Origin of the sequence: Streptomyces sp. NPDC004647, from assembly GCF_040609575.1 — a bacterium.
In the GTDB taxonomy this organism is placed as follows: Bacteria; Actinomycetota; Actinomycetes; order Streptomycetales; family Streptomycetaceae; genus Streptomyces.
On sequence record NZ_JBEXKU010000030.1, the window covers coordinates 12,062 to 29,511 of the forward strand.

General features: G+C 69.5%; 17 protein-coding genes and 1 pseudogene. 8 read left to right on the top strand and 10 right to left on the bottom strand.

The genetic code is table 11. From position 1 onward, the window contains the following. Positions 1-86: 86 nt before the first annotated feature. From ABZW18_RS15665 to ABZW18_RS15675, 3 genes are all read right to left on the bottom strand, one after another. Entirely contained in the window at positions 87-872 is a 786-nt protein-coding gene (locus ABZW18_RS15665; protein WP_356187487.1) for a PRC and DUF2382 domain-containing protein, read from the bottom strand. A 248-nt stretch (positions 873-1,120) separates the two neighbouring features. Further along, entirely contained in the window at positions 1,121-2,095 is a 975-nt protein-coding gene (locus tag ABZW18_RS15670; protein ID WP_356187489.1) for a YihY/virulence factor BrkB family protein, read from the bottom strand. Positions 2,096-2,377: 282 nt separating this feature from the next. Then, complete coding sequence (locus tag ABZW18_RS15675; protein WP_356187492.1) at positions 2,378-3,418, bottom strand: AraC family transcriptional regulator ligand-binding domain-containing protein; 1,041 nt, start codon at positions 3,416-3,418, stop codon at positions 2,378-2,380. A 113-nt stretch (positions 3,419-3,531) separates the two neighbouring features. Between ABZW18_RS15675 and ABZW18_RS15680 the strand changes: the two genes are divergently transcribed. Together ABZW18_RS15680 and ABZW18_RS15685 are read left to right on the top strand one after the other, a co-directional pair. Next, on the top strand, positions 3,532-4,314 hold the full coding sequence (locus ABZW18_RS15680) for a type 1 glutamine amidotransferase domain-containing protein (RefSeq protein WP_356187496.1): 783 nt from the start codon (positions 3,532-3,534) through the stop codon (positions 4,312-4,314). A gap of 78 nt (positions 4,315-4,392) precedes the next feature. Beyond that, on the top strand, positions 4,393-4,656 hold the full coding sequence (locus ABZW18_RS15685) for a ketopantoate reductase C-terminal domain-containing protein (protein WP_356187498.1): 264 nt from the start codon (positions 4,393-4,395) through the stop codon (positions 4,654-4,656). A gap of 64 nt (positions 4,657-4,720) precedes the next feature. Here the strand turns inward: ABZW18_RS15685 and ABZW18_RS15690 are convergent, their stop codons facing one another. Then, positions 4,721-5,599 carry an endonuclease gene (locus tag ABZW18_RS15690; RefSeq protein WP_356187501.1) on the bottom strand — a complete coding sequence of 293 codons (879 nt, stop codon included), beginning with the start codon at positions 5,597-5,599 and terminating at the stop codon, positions 4,721-4,723. Between the two features lie 327 nt (positions 5,600-5,926). On the opposite strand from ABZW18_RS15690, the gene ABZW18_RS15695 reads away from it, so the two are divergent. Next, the gene (locus ABZW18_RS15695) at positions 5,927-6,301 is read left to right on the top strand and encodes a hypothetical protein (RefSeq protein ID WP_356187504.1); all 375 of its coding nucleotides are present in this window, start codon (positions 5,927-5,929) and stop codon (positions 6,299-6,301) included. A gap of 167 nt (positions 6,302-6,468) precedes the next feature. On the opposite strand, the pseudogene ABZW18_RS15700 reads toward ABZW18_RS15695, so the two are convergent. Next, positions 6,469-6,864 (bottom strand): annotated as a pseudogene (locus ABZW18_RS15700) (ATP-binding protein); the annotation flags it as partial. 395 nt (positions 6,865-7,259) lie between these two features. Between ABZW18_RS15700 and ABZW18_RS15705 the strand changes: the two are divergent. Further along, the gene (locus tag ABZW18_RS15705) at positions 7,260-8,570 is read left to right on the top strand and encodes an ATP-grasp domain-containing protein (protein ID WP_356187506.1); all 1,311 of its coding nucleotides are present in this window, start codon (positions 7,260-7,262) and stop codon (positions 8,568-8,570) included. After that, the gene (locus tag ABZW18_RS15710; RefSeq protein ID WP_356187508.1) at positions 8,558-10,582 is read left to right on the top strand and encodes a CocE/NonD family hydrolase; all 2,025 of its coding nucleotides are present in this window, start codon (positions 8,558-8,560) and stop codon (positions 10,580-10,582) included. The genes ABZW18_RS15705 and ABZW18_RS15710 overlap by 13 nt, the downstream gene beginning before the upstream one ends. Positions 10,583-10,740: 158 nt before the next feature. Here the strand turns inward: ABZW18_RS15710 and ABZW18_RS15715 are convergent, their stop codons facing one another. Genes ABZW18_RS15715 through ABZW18_RS15725 form a run of 3 tightly spaced genes read right to left on the bottom strand, consistent with a single transcriptional unit; the run spans position 10,741 to position 12,502 of the window. Beyond that, the gene (locus ABZW18_RS15715) at positions 10,741-11,121 is read right to left on the bottom strand and encodes a hypothetical protein (protein WP_356187510.1); all 381 of its coding nucleotides are present in this window, start codon (positions 11,119-11,121) and stop codon (positions 10,741-10,743) included. Next, complete coding sequence (locus tag ABZW18_RS15720; protein WP_356187512.1) at positions 11,118-11,849, bottom strand: hypothetical protein; 732 nt, start codon at positions 11,847-11,849, stop codon at positions 11,118-11,120. The genes ABZW18_RS15715 and ABZW18_RS15720 overlap by 4 nt, the downstream gene beginning before the upstream one ends. Beyond that, entirely contained in the window at positions 11,840-12,502 is a 663-nt protein-coding gene (locus ABZW18_RS15725; RefSeq protein ID WP_356187515.1) for a sigma-70 family RNA polymerase sigma factor, read from the bottom strand. Before ABZW18_RS15725 ends, ABZW18_RS15720 begins: the two co-directional genes overlap by 10 nt. A 202-nt stretch (positions 12,503-12,704) precedes the next feature. Here ABZW18_RS15725 and ABZW18_RS15730 point away from each other — a divergent pair, with 202 nt between their 5' ends. The 3 genes from ABZW18_RS15730 (at position 12,705) to ABZW18_RS15740 (ending at position 14,423) form a co-directional block, all read left to right on the top strand. Continuing rightward, positions 12,705-13,196 carry an Asp23/Gls24 family envelope stress response protein gene (locus ABZW18_RS15730; RefSeq protein WP_356187517.1) on the top strand — a complete coding sequence of 164 codons (492 nt, stop codon included), beginning with the start codon at positions 12,705-12,707 and terminating at the stop codon, positions 13,194-13,196. A 105-nt stretch (positions 13,197-13,301) separates the two neighbouring features. Then, positions 13,302-13,568, top strand: a complete 267-nt coding sequence (locus ABZW18_RS15735; RefSeq protein ID WP_356187520.1) for a hypothetical protein — start codon at positions 13,302-13,304, stop codon at positions 13,566-13,568. A 168-nt stretch (positions 13,569-13,736) separates the two neighbouring features. After that, positions 13,737-14,423 (top strand): hypothetical protein, encoded by a 687-nt coding sequence (locus ABZW18_RS15740; protein ID WP_356187522.1) that lies wholly within the window; start codon positions 13,737-13,739, stop codon positions 14,421-14,423. A gap of 234 nt (positions 14,424-14,657) precedes the next feature. On the opposite strand, the gene ABZW18_RS15745 is transcribed toward ABZW18_RS15740, so the two are convergent. Both ABZW18_RS15745 and ABZW18_RS15750 read right to left on the bottom strand, forming a co-directional pair. Beyond that, positions 14,658-15,830, bottom strand: coding sequence for an anhydro-N-acetylmuramic acid kinase (locus ABZW18_RS15745; protein ID WP_356187526.1), 1,173 nt, complete (start codon positions 15,828-15,830; stop codon positions 14,658-14,660). Between the two features lie 31 nt (positions 15,831-15,861). Further along, a complete protein-coding gene (locus ABZW18_RS15750; protein ID WP_356187529.1) occupies positions 15,862-17,202 on the bottom strand; it encodes an MFS transporter in 1,341 nt (446 codons plus the stop codon). Positions 17,203-17,450: the final 248 nt, after the last annotated feature.

Consider the following 17,450-nt stretch of genomic DNA (forward strand, 5'->3'; position numbering starts at 1 on the left):
CGCGCGCCCGCGCCCCCGGCCGGCCACGGAATCTCCGCCCAAGCAGACAGGTCCATCGCTCTCGTGGTGGGCCGTCGGGGTCATGATCAGCGGCGAGGGGTGTCGTCCTCGTCGGGGGCCTCGGCCTCGATACGCTCCTTGCGAACCTTGCCCCTCACGGTTTCTTCCTCGGTGTGTTCGTCGGTCGTCAGGCGAACCCGCTCCACGGGCTCGGCCCGGGTTTCCACCACGGGCCGCTCCTCGTGCAGGGTCACCTCGTGCTCGGCCTCGGAAATATCAGGACCCGATGTGGCCGCGTCGCGGTTGGCATCGGTGATCGGCTCCCGCTCGACTCGGACTTCCTCCTTGCGCACCGGAACGGTCACCTGCTGCTCCTCGGTGATCACGTACTTGCGCAGCCGTGCTCGGCCGACCTCGCGGCGTTCGGTGCCGACGTGCATCTTCTCCTCCGACCGCGTCATCGCATCGTCGGCAGAGGTGCCTTGGGTCTCCTTGCTGCCGGGGTGGGCCCAGCCGCCTTCTCCCGGCTGATTGGCCTCCTGCCAGGCGGCGTCCCACTCGATGCGGTAGTAGTCGTACAGGCGGTGTTCCTCGTCTTCCGACAGGTGGCCGCCGGCGTCGATGTCGATGTTCGGCGCGTCCTTGACCTTGTCCTTGGGGTAGGGGACCTCCATGTGATCCTCGACCATGGTCGCGTCGTGGATGGGCACGAACGACTCCCTCATGCCGAACAGGCCGGTTTTCACGCTGACCCACTCGGGCCGGCCAGTGGCATCGTCCAGAAAGACGTGCTTGGCGTCACCGACCTTGATGCCGTCCGCGTCGTAGACCGGGTGGTCCAGGACGGCGGGGATCTGCTCTCGCGTGATCATTTTCGTCCTCCGCTTCTGCCTGGCTGCAACGTCGCGTAGTCGACGTTGAATTGATGGATAGTCAAGAGTGGGAACCTTGGGCCACGGGGAGCCCCATGAGGCGATCCGACGGGCCTGCCGCCGCTGCCAACGGCTTGCGTCGACGGGCATGGTGCCTTCGCTTTCACCGGCCGGGCGCGTAGGGCTCACGGTCGGAGGGTGCGGGGTGCGGGGTGCGGGGTGCGGGGTGCGGGGTGCGGGGTGCGGGGTCAGAGTTTGCGGGTGTCGCGGGGCTCGGCATAGGGCTCTTGCCCGGATGGGTGGCCGCTCTCGATGGCGCGTCCGCGTTCGAGTTCGGCGTTGAACTCCAGGCCGAGCAGGATGGCGATATTGGAGATCCATAGCCAGACCAGGAACACGATGACCGCGGCGAGGCTGCCGTAGGTCTTGTCGTAGCTGCTGAAGTTGGCCACGTACACGGCGAAGGCGGCGGAGGCGATGATCCAGATGATCACGGCGAGGATGCTGCCGGGGGTGACCCAGCGGAAGCCGCGTTTGACGTTCGGGGCCGCCCAGTACAGCAACGCGATGATCAGGCTGAAGAGGATGATGAGCACAGGCCACTTGGCGATGCTCCACACCGTGAGGGCCGTGTCGCCCACTCCCAGGATCTCCCCCGTCCTCCTGGCCAGGGATCCGGTGAACACCACCCCCACCGCGATGGCGGCCAGCAGGACGATGACCACGACCGTGATGGCGAAACGGGTGGGCAGGGTCTTCCATACGGGCCGCCCTTCGCCGATGTCATAGACGGCGTTGGAGGCGCGCATGAAGGCCGCGATGTATCCGGAAGCCGACCACAGAGCCACCACGATCCCGATGATCAGTGCGATTCCCGCTTTTCCCTGGCTGCTCTGGAGCTGCTCCAGCATGCTGTTCAGGATGTTGCGGACGGACCCTGGTGCCAGGCTGCCCACATTGTCGATCAGCGGCCTGACGGTCGATCTGCCCAGCAGCCCGAGTATGGATATCAAGGCCACGAGGGCGGGGAAGATCGACAGCACTGCATAGTAGGTCAGGGCAGCCGCCCAGTCGGTCAGATTGTCGGCCTTGAACTCCTTCACGGTCCGCTTCAGCACCCCCCTCCAGGACTGCTTGGACAGGTCCGTCGGCTTCTCGACCGGGGCTTGGGCGTCCGGCCCGGCGGCGGCAGCGTCGCCGGGCCGATTCTTGAGTGGCTCCATGGTCATCACCTCCAGATGTATTTCGGGCTGCCCCGGCCCCTCCTGCCGGCCGCGCCCCGGGCACGGCTCGGTAAGGGAGGAACCCAACCTGTGCGGCGGGGGCGGCCTGTACGGCGGGGGGCGGCGTCCGTTCATGGCTGGGCGGGGCCGCGGGGCCCGCGCGCTTCGCCGGCCGCGTTTGCGATCCGTGCGGACACCCGGCGCAGCGTCCGTCCAAGCATTGGACACACAGCAGCCGCGATCCTCACGCGGCGCATTACGCCTCAATGGGAGGGGCCGGCCTCAGGAGACGACGGCGTCGTGTGTGTGCCGCCGACGGTAGGTACCGGGCGTTGTGCCCTCCCAGCGGGTGAAGGCGCGGACGAACGCGGGCGCCCCGCTCAGCCCCAGAGCGCGGGCGATGCGTTCCAGGGTGAGGTCCGTGGTGGCCAGCATGCGGCGGGCGTGGTCGTGCCGCGTTGCGTCCAGGAGAGCGCTCCAGGACGTCCCCTCTTCGCGCAGGAGACGGCGCAGTGTGCGCTGGCTCAGGTTCAGTGCCTCCTGCACGTCCTCCGGTCCGAGCCGGTCCAGCGGGGCACGGTCCAGCCAGCACAGCACCTGCTGCCGTACGGTGGCCGGGCCGGTGAGCCCTGACAGAAGGCGTTCGGCGTACCGGCGGTGCAGCTCGGCCAGTTCGGGGTCGGCCGGAGCTCGCACCAGATCCAGGTCGGTGTTGGTCACGGTAACGGCGTTACGGCCCGCTTCGAAGGCTACGGGGCAGCGCAACACCCGCGTATAGGGCGCCAGATCCCCGATCCGGGGATGTGCGAACGAGACGGCGGCCGGGGCCCACGCACTGCCGGTGATCCAACGGGCCGCGGTGACGACGGCGGCGACCACTGCTTCGACCTGCTGCGGGTGCATCGCCCCGTCCGGGACAGCTGGATGGTAGGACAGGTGCGAACGGTGACCACCGCGCTCCAGACCCAGCGAACCGGCCTCGCTGACCAGCGGGAGGTACCGGACGGCTTGGGCGGCGGCTTCGGCCAGGCTGGCGCAGGTGAGAACGATGTGTCCGAGGACGTGCAGCGCGGTCGGTTGCAGTGCGTTCCCGATGCGCAGTCCGGTGTGGGGAGGCTCGTTCGGGCCGAGCACCTGCTCCCACACTCTTCTGACTTCGGAGAAGGGAAGCCGCTCGCCGGGATCGGCCCAGGTGCCGGTGTCCGGCCGCGGGGACCCCGGGTCGCCACCGCTGCCGGAGGCTGCCGCTGCCGGGAAACTGCCGAGACTGATCACGGCGTTCGCGTAGCAGGCAGCCACCGTGGGGGTGTCGGATATCGGCATGGCGGTCAGTCAACGGGGTGTGGCCCACAGCGTCAACGGGGTGACCGGCAGAGTCAATGACGGCCCCGGCCACCGCCGTTTATCGTCTCCCCAACCCATGGAGGAGACCGCTCGTGATCGTCTTTCTGCTGCCGAGCTCCGACTACGACCCGACCGAGGCGGGCGTACCCTGGGCGGCACTGCGCGACGCGGGTGTCCACGTGCGGTTCGCGACCCCCGACGGACGTACGGCATTGGCCGACCCGAGGCTCACCGACCGGGGATTCTCCTGGCTCTCGCCGTGGCTCATGACCCGTGAGGGTCCGCTCGCCGCCTACCGGCGCATGACGGAGGATCCGCTCTTCCAGGCTCCGCTGTCCTACGCGGAGGTGGACCACGACACCCTGACCGGGCTGTTCGTTCCCGGCGGCCACGCTCCGGGCATGCGCACCATGCTGGAGAACACGCGTGCCCAGCGGCTGGTCGCCCACGCGATGGTCAACGACCTGCCGGTCGGCGCCGTGTGCCACGGCGTGCTCCTGGCCGCCCGGGCGAAGGACCCCGCCACCGGCCTGTCGGTTCTGCACGGGAAACGCACCACGGCTCTGACCAGGTCACTGGAGCTGACGGCATGGAACCTCACCCGGTTCTGGCTGGGCGACTACTACCGGACCTATCGCCGAACCGTCCAGAGCGAGGTCCTCGCCGCTCTCGCCGACCCGTCGGACTTCGTATCCGGTCCCCCGCTGCCCCGCCGTGACACCGCCCGGCGACCGCGGCGCGGGTTCACGGTCCAGGACGGCAACTATGTATCGGCCCGCTGGCCCGGTGACTGCCACCGGCTGGCCATGCAGTACCTGGCACTGGTCCAGGACCGCCGGTCGCGGGCCGGGGACTCCGGCCGGCCCCGACACTGACGCGGCACCGAGCGGCATGGAACCGCCTCGCGCGGCATCAAGGCGGCATACGGCTCAGAGGCGCACGGCGAACGAGGCATGAGGACCGGACACACGCCCCCCGCGGAGCCGGGAGCATCGGCGCGCTCCTCGATGTGGGAGGACCTTCCACGCGGGCGCCGTACGGAGACCGACGCGTCGCAGGGGGAGATCGTCGCCATGGCCGGACGTCATGGCGTCACCGCACCCGTCAACGCCCGCCTGGTCCAGCTGATTCGGCAGGCCGAGGCCTCCGGTGCCACCGGGCGGCGCACCTGGCCGGGGGACGAACTGTGGCGGGACCTGGCCGCGTTCCGAGGCTGACGGCCACCGGACCCGGCGGGGCCCGCCCCGGAGAAGACCGGGGCGGACGCTCCGCTCAAACGTTTCACCAGATCTCTTCGACCCATTCGGGGTGGTCGATGAACGGGTTGCGATTGTGCTGGAACCGGTCGTAGATGACCTGGTTGCGCTTCTGCTCGAAGGTGTCCGGCGGGTCCTGGGTGCTCCACTCCTTCAGCACCGAGAGCCTGCCGATGAAGGGCTTGCTGCCGTTGTTCACCTGGTCGTTGGGCTCCAGGTCGGCGAAGCTGTCGTCGCCGCTGTACCGGACGGCCATGTAGAGGATCATTCGGGCGACGTCGCCCTTCACGGCGTCGCGGGGCTCGAAGGAATCGTCGTCGGTGCGATTGCCGGGCGCTTCCTCGACCTCGCCGCCGCCGTTGTCGAAGTCCTTGCTGCCACGGGTGCTGTTCACCGACACGTCGGTGGGCCGCAGATGGTGGATGTCGGTGCCGGGCCCGGTCGCGGTGCCGAAGTCACCGTGGGACTTGGCCCAGACGTGCTCGCGGTTCCAGTCGTCCGGGCCGCTGCCATGGGCGGACTTGCTCTGGGAGCGGCCGGTGTACAGCAGGATGACGTTGGCCGGGTTGTCGGGGTCCTCATCGGTGGTCTGCAGGGCGTCCCAGACGTCGTCGTAGGACAGTTGGGTCTGTTCTTTGATGATGGAGTGCAGGGCGTCCTTGAGTGCCGGACCTGTCTTGCCGACCGCGTCCTTGTAGTACGTGTCGTCGTAGCTGCCGTAGTAGCTGCTGTAGTCGTAGCTGCCGTACCGGCTGTCAGCGGCAGCCGCGGCGGACTGCGTACCGGCGGTGGGGCCGGGTGACGGGGTGGCGGTGGCGGGGGCCTGCGCGGTGATGCCGGCGAGCACCGCGCAGGCGGCTATCAGAGGCAGGTGTTTGCAGCGGCGTACGCGAGGGACGGGCATGTGGGGGGTGTCCTCTCCCTGAACGAGCGTCGCACGCAGGTGAGTTCCTGCGCTGTCGGCGCGACTTGGCATGGCTATGCCATCAAGGGAGCTTTCCACGGAGACAAACCGCACTGTGTGAACACCATGGAGTGATTCTGTGTCGGCGCGATGGAAGCGGGCGCGGCGGTCGTGCCCGGCGGGGGCCCGTACCCGCCGTCGGTTCCGGAGTGAACAACCTCCGCGAGGATCACTCACCGCAGTTTCCAGCAGGCCCTGGTCCGCCTCCTTTACCGATGGGTAATATGGAGCCGCTCTCCCTCGCTCGACCTCACACGGAGGCCCTCCTTGGCTGCCGCTCCTCGGTCCGCCCGGTTGCTCGTAGGCCTGCTGGCCGGCGCCGGCGTCGCGCACTTCGTGGCACCCGAGCCGTTCGACGCGATCGTGCCCAGGTCGTTGCCGGGCAAGACCCGTACGTGGACGCATCTCAGCGGTGCCGCCGAGCTCGCCCTGGCGGCGGGGATAGCGGTGCCCCGGACCCGCCGGGTGAGCGCACTCGCCGCTGCGGGCTTCTTCGCGGCGGTGTTTCCGGCGAACGTCCGTATGGCCTACGACTGGCGCCACCGTCCCGCTCCCCTCAGGGCGGCGGCCTGCGCACGCCTCCCCCTGCAGGTGCCCCTCGTCCTGTGGGCCCGCAACGTCGCCGACGACGCGCGCGGGTAGGCGCGGGTGGGCGAGGAGGAGAAGCGGCGTCGACGGTCTCACCGCTCGTCAGTTGCACCGTGCAGCCGTCGGACGCATGGGATCGAGAAGATCCGTATACGCATGGTCGCGGAACACGCCGGAGCGTCGACGGCTCTCTCCACTGATTGACGCATCAACCGGACCGGTCAGCCCTCCCGCGGACCACGCTGCCGCGGCAGGCTCACCCGGAAGACCGTGCTGCCCGGACGGCTGTCCAGTTCGACACGGCCGCGGTGCCCCGAGGCCACTGCCTGCGTACTGGCCAGGCCCAGCCCGGTGCCGCCCGCACCCCTCGAGCGCCCGCCGTCGGAGCGTACGAAGCGGTCGAAGATCTCCGACCGCAGCTCTTCGGGCACACCGGGTCCGTCGTCCTCGACGAGGATCTCCACCTCGCCGTCCCGTTCGTCCAGCCCCACGGTGACCGCGGTGCCCGGCGGGGTGTGGATACCGGGATGGCGCAGAGCCAGCTCGGCGTGTCCGCGGATCGAGGCGACCGGGGTGCGCAGCTCATGGCTGGCGTCCGCGGCGAACCGGCGCAGCCGCGGCATCGGCGTCGAGCGGCCGCTGGATCGCCTCGTCGGGTAGTCCGTCCATGAAGTGCGACTTCATGGGGTAAGGCCGCCGTCGGGGAGCATGCCGTCCAGAGCGCTCTGCACCGCGACATACGGCGCGGGACCACTCATGTCACCGAGGGGCGTGCCGAGTCCGCGCAGCGGCTTCAGTGAGGTCCGACACCGCCGTCGCATACTGTCCGGCGCTATGCCGGGCGGGAAGGATGTGACGGGACGCAACGGACGAGAAGTCAAGTAGCCGACTTTCGTAAGAGTTTCGAGCGTTTCCGCGACCCGAGCCGTCATCGGACCACTCGCGGACACATTGGCTCGCCGAGCAGGGGTACCCGCAGTTTCGCAAAGGGACAACGACGCGGGAGACGACAGTGAGCCAAGCAAACATCTTCGTTATCGGGCTGGACGAGGAGAACCTGGACACGTTGCGGCGTGTGCCCCTCGTAGCGGCCTACCGATTTCACCCCTTGCTGGACGTCGAGGAGCTGCAAATCGGCGAGATCGATGTGGCAGATCTGATCAGCAAGGCAGAGGCGCAGTTGGACGCATTCGACGGAAACATCGATGGCATCGTCGGCTACTGGGACTTTCCGGTGAGCACGATCGTTCCGATTCTGTGCGAGCGCTACGGGTTGCGCAGCTCGAGCCTGGAGTCGGTCGTCAAGTGCGAACACAAGTACTGGAGCCGGCTGGAGCAGCAGAAGGTCATCGACGAGCATCCGCGGTTCGCGCTGGTGGATCTCGAGGGTGAACCGGAGGTTCCGGAGAACCTGCGTTTCCCGATGTGGCTCAAGCCGGTCAAGTCGTTCTCCTCCGAATTGGCCTTCGGCGTGGCGAACGAGGAGGAGTTCCGGAAGGCGCTGGCCGAGATCCGGGAAGGCATCACCCGGGTCGGCAGGCCGTTCGAGTACATTCTCGACCGGCTGGACCTTCCCCCGGAGATCGCCGCGGTGGGTGGTCAGGCATGCCTGGCCGAGGAATCGCTCACGGGTGCACAGGTCGCGGTCGAAGGCCACGTTTTCGACGGCGAGCCCACCGTGTACGGGGTCCTGGACTCCATCAACTATCCCGACAGTTCCACTTTCCTGCGCCACCAGTACCCCGCCACCCTGCCCGAGACGGTGGTGCGACGGCTCAAGGACATCTCCGAACGCGTGATCACCCAGATAGGCATGGATTCGGCGACGTTCAGCATCGAGTACTTCTACGATGCGGATACCGGCGCGATCAACCTCTTGGAGATCAATCCTCGGCATTCGCAGTCACATGCAGAGATGTTTGAGTACGTCGACGGTGTTCCCAACCACCACTGCATGCTCAGCCTCGCGCTCGGCCGCGACCCGCAATTGCCGGATGCCCAAGGGCCCTACGAGGTGGCCGCAAAGTGGTACTACCGGCGGTTCGAGGACGGCGTGGTGGAGCGGAGGCCGACTCAGGAGGAAATCGACAGCCTTCAAGCGGAGATCCCCGGAGTGAGGATCGAGGTGGTGCCCGAGGAAGGGCAGCGGCTCTCCGACATGCCGGGGCAGGACAGCTACAGCTACGAACTCGCCCACATCTTCATCGGTGCGGACAGTGAGGCGGAACTGCTCGCGAAGTACGACCGCTGCGTGGAGTCCTTGCGCTTCGCGTTCGACGACACAGCGCCGCGAGAGGAGCACAGCCGGATATGCGCTTCGTGACCAATCTGCCGTGTGAGACCAAGGAAGAGGAGCACGTCTGGATCCCCGTCTCCGACGGCACCCGCCTGTCCGCCCGTATCTGGCGCCCGACGTCCTCGGACGGTGAACCCGTGCCGGCGGTGCTGGAGTACATCCCGTACCGCAAGCGCGATCTGTCCTCCGTTCGCGATTCCCTCCACCACCCGTACATCGCGGGACACGGATACGCGTGTCTGCGAGTCGACCTGCGCGGCACCGGCGAATCCGAGGGCGTACTCGCCGACGAGTACCTCGAGCAGGAACAGAGCGACGCCGAGGATGTGCTCGCCTGGATCGCCGAACAGCCGTGGTGCAACGGCCGGACCGGGATGATGGGGATCTCCTGGGGCGCCTTCAGCGCGCTCCAGGTCGCCGCCCGCCGTCCGCCGAGCCTCCAGGCGATCGTCATCGCGTCGTTCACCGACGACCGCTACGCCGACGACATGCACTACATGGGCGGCTGCCTGCTGTCCGACAACCTGGCCGAGGCCGGCACCATGTTCGCCTACGCCACCTGCCCGCCGGACCCCGCGCTGGTGGGAACACGCTGGCGGGAGATGTGGCACGAGCGGCTGGAGAACAGCGGCCCCTGGGTCGCGGAGTGGCTGCGCCACCAGCGGCGTGACGACTACTGGCGGCACGCCTCGGTCTGCGAGAACTACCAGGACGTGCGGTGTCCGGTGCTCGCCTCCAGCGGTTGGGCGGACGGATATTCGAATGCGGTGACGCGGCTGCTGGAGCACCTGGACGTACCCCGCAAGGGGCTCATCGGCCCGTGGTCGCACAAGTTCCCGCACCTCGGAGAGCCAGGTCCGGCCATCGGCTACCTGCAAGAGGTCGTGCGCTGGTGGGACCACTGGCTCAAGAACGCCGACAACAGCGTGATGGACGGCCCCATGCTGCAGACCTGGATGCAGGAGAGCGTGCCGCCCTCCACGTCCTACGAGGAGCGGCCCGGACGCTGGGTGGGAGAGCCGGCGTGGCCGTCCCCGCACGTCAAGCAGGTGTCCCGTCCCTTGAGCAAGCATCGGATGGGCGCTCCCGGCGACACGGTGGACGAGGCGGAGATGACCGTCCAGTCGCCCCTGTCGGTCGGACAGTTCGCCGGCAAGTGGGCCTCGTACAACGCTCCGCCCGACCTGCCCTACGACCAGCGCGAGGAAGACGGTGGGTCGCTGGTCTTCGACAGCGACGTGCTCACCGAGCGGGTGGAGATCCTCGGCTCGCCGACCGTGGAGCTCGATCTCGCGGTGAGCGAACCCGTCGCGATGGTGGCCGCACGTCTGTCCGACGTGGCGCCGGACGGCCGCGCCACCCGAGTCAGCTACGGCCTGCTGAACCTCACCCACCGGGACGGCCGCGACGAGCCGGAAGCACTCGTACCGGGCCGGCGGTACCGCGCCAGTGTGCAACTCAACGGCGTGGCACAGGTGTTCCCGCCCGGGCACCGGATGCGTCTGTCCCTGTCGACCTCCTACTGGCCGCTCGCCTGGCCACCGCCGAAGCCCGTGCTGTTGAGCGTGTACTCGGGTTCCAGCACCCTGACGCTGCCGGTCCGCCCGGTCGCCGAATCCGACGAGAACAACGGTCGCCCGTTCGGCGAGCCCGAGGGCGCGGAACCGATTCCGACCACTCGGGTCACCCCTCCCGACCAGCGGTGGACGGTCTCCCGCGACCTCATCGGGTACAACTCGGCGCTGGAGATCGTCAAGGACGCGGGGACGGTGCACTTCGACGGGATCGACCTCGACGTGGGCCGGCGTGCCTACGAGCGCTACGACTCGGTGGCCGACGACTTCGCATCGGTGCGCGGCGAGTCGACGTGGACGATGACGTTCAGCCGTGCCGACTGGGATGTCCGTACGGTGACCAGCACCGTACTGCGCTCCACGGAGACGGAGTTCCTGCTCCACGCGACGCTCGACGGATACGACGGTTCCCAGCGGGTGTTCTCCCGCAACTGGAACGAGACCATTCCCCGCGACCACGTCTAGGGCGGCGGAACTCTCCAGGACGGCGGCCCGGCTGCCGTTCGGAGACCCCCGAGCATGCGCCGCTGCGGGTACTGGCGGCACCGGGGCGATTTCTCGCACGTACGACCGAGGACCAGGTTCGATGGCTCTGGTCCTCGGCCGTCTCCGCGTGTCCCCGCTCAGGAGCCTTGCGGTGTGCGGCTCATCGTCTGGGTGACGGTCACCAGGATCGTGACGGGTTCCGGAGTGCCGTGCCGGTCCAGGTGGGCGGTGACCGCGGAGCGGACCTGCTCGCGTACTTCCCGGGCGGCGTCCAGAACGCGGCGTTCCTCGTGCAGGATGCAGCGCACCTCCACGTGCCACCCGGGGGCCTCGGGTGTGCGTTCGGCCCGGATGCCGGCCTCGGGGGGTGTGGCCGGGATGCCCACGGTCTGCTGGGCGTGGACGGCGGCGTCGGCCAGTCGGTGACCGAGGCTGGGCTGCAGCCCGGCCACGCCGGGGACCGCCAGGGCCGCGCGGGCGGCGGCGTGATGGATGTCCACCGCAGTGATGAGGGTCATCGGTCTTCGCCTTCCTGCACATCGGCTTCCTGGTCACCGGCTACCCGCACACCGGCTTCCTGGTCATCGGCTTCGCCGGGGTCGGGCGGCTGGAGTGGCTCCAGTACATCCACGATCTCCAGGTCGACACCGGTGACGGCCAGGCCGAGTACCCGGTGTGCGGCATGGAGGACCGCTCGGCGCACCTGGTCGGCCAGGTCCGGCAGGGGCCGGTCGAGCGCGGCGGCCAGGGTGAGGGAGATGTGCACCGCCGTGCCGTCGTCGGTGGGGGTCATGCGGCAGCTGGCGGCGCGTGCGCCGGAGACGGTGTCGGCGGCCCGGCGCAGGACTCTCGCGGCTGCGGTCTCGGCGATCCGCAGGTCCTGCGCGGGGTCGTCCAGCGGCAGCATCCGGCCGAGCCGCACCTCGGCGCGGACCGCGCGCATCACCCGGTCCGCGAGGGTCTGCCCGCTGGGCCGTTCCTGGGCTCGCAGGGCGCTGGTGGCCTCGTCCAGGGCCGCCAGTCCTTCGACGGCCTGCCTGCAGTAGGGGCAGCCGGCGGTGTGCGGGTCCGTACGGGGGGCGGAGTCGCGGGCCTGCTCCCAGGCGCGGCTGAGCGGACGGCCGCAGGGCAGCAGCTGGTCGCCGGCGAGCAGCGCGGCGTCGGTGACCTGACGCGCGTCAGCCGCCTTGGTGCTCTTCGACAGCTCGCTGCCGGAGGGCCCCGTATGCGGGTCGTCTAGCGCCATGGGCCCATCTCCTTCGTCAGAGAGCGCCGGGCCCGAAAGAGTCTGCCGCGTACGCTCTGTTCGCTGGTGCCCATCACCTGCGCGATCTCCTCATAGTGCATGCCGTGCAGCTCCCGCAGCACCCAGCATGCGCGCTGGTCCGCGCTCAGCTTGCTCAGCGCCTGCGCCAGAGCGGTGGTGGCGGCGTCGCTCTCGGCCACGCGTTCGGGTGCGCTGCCCGCATTACGGGCGGCGGGCTCGGGGACGGCTTCCAAGGGGAGGGTGGGGGCACGGCGGCGCAGGGTGTTGAGGCAGCGGTTGGTGACGATCCGGTACATCCAGGTGCGGAACGCGGCGTCGCCCCGGAACTCGGGCAGACGGCGCCAGGCGCTGAGGAAGGCGTCCTGGACGGCGTCCTCGGCATCGGCGGGGTTGCCCAGCAGGTGACGCGCCAGCGCGAGGAGCGAGGCGCCGTGGCGGCGGACCAGGACGGCGAACGCGTCGTCGTCGCCCTCGCCGGCCCGGACGGCCAGCAGCCGGTCCTCCAGCTCGGTGAGGCTGTCCCGGCCCGCGGCCGTTCCGGCGGCCGGCGGCGGGGTCGGGGTCGGAGACCGCCCGCTGTGCCGGCAGCCGACCGCTTCCGGAGGTGATGAGAGTCCGTCCCGCTTGTGCATCGGCCGCTCGCTTCTTGCCTGGGACCGTCCTGCGGCTCCCCGCCGCGGAGGCCGGTCGACGAACCGCTGGTACAAGGCACGCATCCCCACCCAGCTTATGTGACCCCTGTCACATTCAAGGCGTGAGGATTGCGGCTGGGGTGTGTCCAATCCTTTGACGGGCACTGCGCCGGTGCCCGCAGGTATTGCTCAGGAGATCCTCATGACGGACACGACCACCCGCCCCACCACCGGCGAGGACCGTGCCGGCGAGGCCGGGAAGAAACTGCAGGACCGCAGGGGCACAGGCACCCCGCCCGAGAGCCGCGGGCGGACCACCATCGCGGACAGCGTGGTGGAGAAGATCGCCGGGATGGCGACACGCGAGGTACCGGGCATCCACAGCCTGGGCGCCGGGATGGCCCGGACGATCGGGGCCGTCCGCGACCGGGTCCCCGGCGGAGGCGGACGCTCCGGCGTCACCCGCGGGGTGAAGGTCGAGGTGGGCGAGCGCCAGGCAGCCGTGGACCTCGACGTCGTCGTCGAGTACGGCGTCTCCATCGTGGACGTCGCCGGGGATGTGCGCTCCAACGTCATCTCGGCTGTGGAGCGCATGACCGGCCTGGAGGTCGTCGAGGTGAACATCGCCGTCGACGACGTCCATCTGCCCGACGAGGAGGACGAGACGGGAGGGACCGAAGGCCGTGTGACGTGACCCCGGCGCCGGAAAGGGCCCGCCCAAGCGGCCCCGGTGCGGACCGTGGACGCCGCGGCGCACGAAGAGCAGGAGGAGCAGGATCGACGTGAAAGTGAGTCTGAGATGAGCACAGCGACGGTGAGCCTGCTGGCGGGCATGGCTCTCGGCTTCGCCGGTTACTTCGGGGGGTTCGGGGCGTTCCTTGTGGTGGCGGGCCTGGGCGCGTTGGGGCTGTTCATCGGCAGCGTCCTGCAGGGCGACCTCGTCGTCGCCGACTTCGTGCACCGCCGGGAGGAGGCAAGGCCTTCCCGGAGCGAATTCGGAGGACCTCGCGGGCAGGCGAGGCGCCCCCGGGGTGACTTCGGGCCTACCCGGGACCGGGTGCGTTGACGGCACAGCCTGTCTGACGGCACAGCCTCCCGCCCCTTCGGGCAGCCCGCGCGGTGAAGCATGAGCAGGCGCCCCGGAAGCGCGGCGCGTACAGCTCTCGACGGTTCCCGCCACGAGCCGCACTTTGCTGCGCTAACGTCCGGCTTATCGCATCTGAGGGGGGCATGGATGGATCCGGTGTCGCTTGCCGTACTGACGTCGGCCGCCAGCGCGGCCGTGTCCGGCTCCGCGGGCGAGGCATGGCAAGCGGCGATGAACCGCTTGCGCGCCCGGACTCAGAACGAGTCCACCCCGCCGCAGGACGGGGATTCCCCGGCCGAGCCGTCCAAGCCACCCCCGGCACCAGCCACAGCGCCGGCAGCCAGCCCGGCACAGGCCGCCCTGTCCAAAGTGCTGGAGGGCTACTACAAGAAAGTCGGCCGGCGCGCCGACATCAGCTTCTTCGCGGCGTTCATCGCAGCCGTACTGGGCTATGTCGTCATCGGCAGCGGGATCTGGGTCGGCGTGAACGCTTCGGACGACCAGGCGCTGGCCATTGTCGTGACGGCAGGGGGCATCTTCTCCCAAGTCCTGTCGTTCTTCTTCTTCCGGAACCGGGCAGAGGAACGAAAGATGATGATCAAAGTCCTTGGCGACCTTCGCCAGGACGCCGAGGCGGATGCGCGGGCAGTGCGCGCGCTCGAACTCATCGAGCAGGTGCAACAGCCGCTCCTCAGGGACAACTTGACCGTGGCAGTCGCCCTCGAACTGAGTGGGGCGACAGCGGACCTGAAGAGCGTCCACGGCGCACTGAAGCTGTTCGACACCAACGGTGAGCGGCAGCCGCAGACTTCGGCGGCTCCCCCGGCACCCTGACAGCTCACCGCGTACTCCGCCCGGCACCGCTGTGGGGCCATCGCCCGGCTTCCGGCCAAGGCGCCGTCCGAAGCAGCGCGGAGTGCAGAGTTACGACCAGTTGGCGATCGCAGCCGACTCGCCCCGACCCAGGACGTCACCCAGGCCACCTCACGCAATGGGACGCGGGCCGAGGGAAGTGCCCCGCGATGAATGCGACCCAACCCGCCGATTTCGACGCGTCCTCCGCCGATTTCACCGCGGGAAGATCTCCAGTCGGCACGGTGCGTTCTCCCCCGGCACCGGCAGTGTCAGACCATGCCGACCCGGGGTGATCGAACCCAGGATGCTGGGGTGTCGGGCTCCGGTGCACGTCGGTACCGTGCCGGCCAGTCCGTGGACCGTCAGATACCCGAGCACGGCGAAGGCGTAGGCCTCCTTGGCGGCGGACGGCAGGCCGAGTTCGTCGGAGGTCCGCAGCGGGATCCCCTGAAGTGCCGTGCGCAGCATGGCCATCAGGGTCGGATTGCGGGTGCCGCCGCCCGATGCGACGACTTCGGTCGCCCCGACGGAAAGCGCCGCGTCCGCGACGGTCACGGCGGTGAGCCGAGTGACCGTGGCGACGATGTCCTCGGCCGGCAGCGGACCGCATCCGGCCAGGGCGGCCCGCAGATAGGGCAGGTGGAACACTTCCTTTCCCGTCGTCTTGGGCGCCGGCCTGGCGTAGTACGGCTCGTCGAGGAGCCGTCGCAGCAACGTCGGGTCGACCCTTCCCCGGGCGGCCAGAGCGCCCTGCGCGTCGTAGTCCATCCCGCCCTGGGTGAGGTCGCGGACGGCCGCGTCGATCAGGGCGTTGGCCGGGCCGGTGTCGAAGGCGACCGGTCCGTCCGTCCCCCCGGCCGCAGTGATGTTGGCGATGCCACCGAGATTCAGGGCGACGGGTACGCCGGGCCGTCCGCGCAGCCACAGCACGTCGACGATGCTCACCAGGGGGGCGCCCTGGCCGCCGGCGGCGACGTCACGGGTGCGCAGGTCGGACACGACGGGGCAGCCGGTTGCCTCCGCGATCCATGCGGGCGTGCCGATCTGCAGGGTCCCGTGCACCCGGCCGTTCTCGGTCCAGTGGTAGACGGTCTGTCCGTGCGAGGTGATCAGATCGGCACGGTCGTCGCACAGCTCCCGGGCGGCCCGTAGGGCGAGTGACGCGAAGGCCTGGCCGACCCGGGTGTCGAGCCGGCACACCTCCTCCATCGTGGTGGCCGCGGGCGGCAGTGCGGCAGCCAGCGCCGCCCGTAGTGCGTCCGAGTAGGTGTCGCTCACCAGCCCCAAGGGAGTCAGCACCAGGCTGTCCCCGTCGAGTGTCAGGTCGGCGGCCGCGGCGTCGACCGCATCGTAGGACGTGCCCGACATCAGCCCGATCACCCGCATCGTTACCGCTCCTGGTCCGTTGGGGGACGGCTCAGTCGCGCAGCGAGCGACGGTGGTCGTCCCCGCGCAGAGTGAGCAGTGCCATGGCGCTGACGGCGCAGGTGACGACCACGTAGTACGCGGGGATGTCCACGTCGCCGGTCCGCTTGATCAGTTCGGTGATGATGAGCCCCGCACAGCCCGAGAAGACGGCGTTGGACAGCGAGTACGCCAGGCCGAGCCCCGTGTAGCGGGCGCTGGTCGGGAACATCTCGGCGAGCATCGCCGGGCCCGGGCCCGCCATCAGGCCGACGACGGCACCGGCGGCGAACACCGCGAGCCCCTTGGCGGGGTTCGCGGCGCCGGGATCCTGCAGGAGGTTCAGCAGGGGGAAGGCGAGGACGGCCGCCAGGGCCGCTCCGGCCAGCATCACCGCACGTCTGCCGATCCGGTCACTGAGCATGCCCGCCGGGATGATGGCGGCGGCGAAGCCCAGGTTGGCCGCGACCGTGGCGACCAGCGCCTGCTGGAAGGTCGCGTTCAAGGTGCCCTGGAGGTAGGAGGGCATCACCACCAGGAAGGTGTAGCCCGCCGCTGACCAGCCCATGATCCGCCCGGCGCCCAGCGCGATCGCTTTGGCCACCTCGCCCGTACGGGGTCGGACCGCCCGGAGCGTCGCCGGATCGGCGGGCGCGTCCGAGGGGGCCTGACGGGTGCGCCGGAATGCGGGTGTCTCCTCCAGCCTCAGCCGCAGCCACAGGGCGACGAGTCCCATGGGCAGGGTCAGGAGGAACGGCACCCGCCAGCCCCACGAGGTGAGGTCGGTCTCGGTCAGCACCGTGGCCAGCAGCGCTGCCATACCGGCGCCTCCGAGCAGGCCGAGCGCCACGGTGAAGGACTGCCACGACCCATACAGGCCGCGCCGTCCCGGGGGTGCGAACTCCGTCATGATCGATACGGCGCCGCCGAACTCGCCTCCCGCCGAAAGGCCTTGCAGGGCGCGCAGCAGCGTCAGGAGCCACGGGGCGGCCGCGCCCATCGTGGCGTACGTCGGCAGCAGGCCGATCAGCGTCGTGGCGCCGGTCATGAGCAGCACGACGAGAATCAGCGTGGGCCGGCGGCCGATCCGGTCGCCCACCCGGCCGAAGATCGTGGCTCCCACCGGGCGGAAGAAGAACGCGAGTGCGAAGGACGCGTACGTCTTGATGAGCCCTTCGACGTCGCTTCCGCCCTCCGGGGTGAAGAAGTTGGCGGCGATGATCGTCGCGAAGTAGCCGTAGACGCCGAACTCGTACCACTCGATGAAGTTGCCGACGGACCCCGCCACCAGTGCCCGGCGCGATCGTGGCGACCCGACGGTCTCCGGGGCGGGGCCATGTACGGACGTGGTCATTGCCGGCCCTTTCGGCGTCGCGCGAGGCCCGCGCGGATGGGTGAAAGTTAGTTACACCACCCCCTCCACTGTCTGTCAATAACTTTCGCCAACCCGCCCCGACCCCTGCTCAACGGCCACGCACCACACGACGGACGGCCGGGCGGAGTCGGCGTACCGGCAGGGCGGAACGCCGGGAGCGCCAACCCCACGGACGAACCGGAGGCTTACCGTCCGGCCGGAGACGGACCGCTGAGACCGACGAGACG

Bases quoted from the DNA above. Each gene is read 5' to 3' on its own strand.
- ABZW18_RS15730 (WP_356187517.1), top strand. From the start codon at position 12,705: ATGACGGACACGACCACCCGCCCCACCACCGGCGAGGACCGTGCCGGC.
- ABZW18_RS15750 (WP_356187529.1), bottom strand. From the start codon at position 17,202: ATGACCACGTCCGTACATGGCCCCGCCCCGGAGACCGTCGGGTCGCCA.
- ABZW18_RS15715 (WP_356187510.1), bottom strand. From the start codon at position 11,121: ATGACCCTCATCACTGCGGTGGACATCCATCACGCCGCCGCCCGCGCG.
- ABZW18_RS15735 (WP_356187520.1), top strand. From the start codon at position 13,302: ATGAGCACAGCGACGGTGAGCCTGCTGGCGGGCATGGCTCTCGGCTTC.
- ABZW18_RS15725 (WP_356187515.1), bottom strand. From the start codon at position 12,502: ATGCACAAGCGGGACGGACTCTCATCACCTCCGGAAGCGGTCGGCTGC.
- ABZW18_RS15745 (WP_356187526.1), bottom strand. From the start codon at position 15,830: ATGCGGGTGATCGGGCTGATGTCGGGCACGTCCTACGATGCGGTCGAC.
- ABZW18_RS15720 (WP_356187512.1), bottom strand. From the start codon at position 11,849: ATGGCGCTAGACGACCCGCATACGGGGCCCTCCGGCAGCGAGCTGTCG.
- ABZW18_RS15665 (WP_356187487.1), bottom strand. From the start codon at position 872: ATGATCACGCGAGAGCAGATCCCCGCCGTCCTGGACCACCCGGTCTAC.
- ABZW18_RS15710 (WP_356187508.1), top strand. From the start codon at position 8,558: ATGCGCTTCGTGACCAATCTGCCGTGTGAGACCAAGGAAGAGGAGCAC.
- ABZW18_RS15740 (WP_356187522.1), top strand. From the start codon at position 13,737: ATGGATCCGGTGTCGCTTGCCGTACTGACGTCGGCCGCCAGCGCGGCC.
- ABZW18_RS15670 (WP_356187489.1), bottom strand. From the start codon at position 2,095: ATGGAGCCACTCAAGAATCGGCCCGGCGACGCTGCCGCCGCCGGGCCG.
- ABZW18_RS15685 (WP_356187498.1), top strand. From the start codon at position 4,393: ATGAGGACCGGACACACGCCCCCCGCGGAGCCGGGAGCATCGGCGCGC.
- ABZW18_RS15690 (WP_356187501.1), bottom strand. From the start codon at position 5,599: ATGCCCGTCCCTCGCGTACGCCGCTGCAAACACCTGCCTCTGATAGCC.
- ABZW18_RS15675 (WP_356187492.1), bottom strand. From the start codon at position 3,418: ATGCCGATATCCGACACCCCCACGGTGGCTGCCTGCTACGCGAACGCC.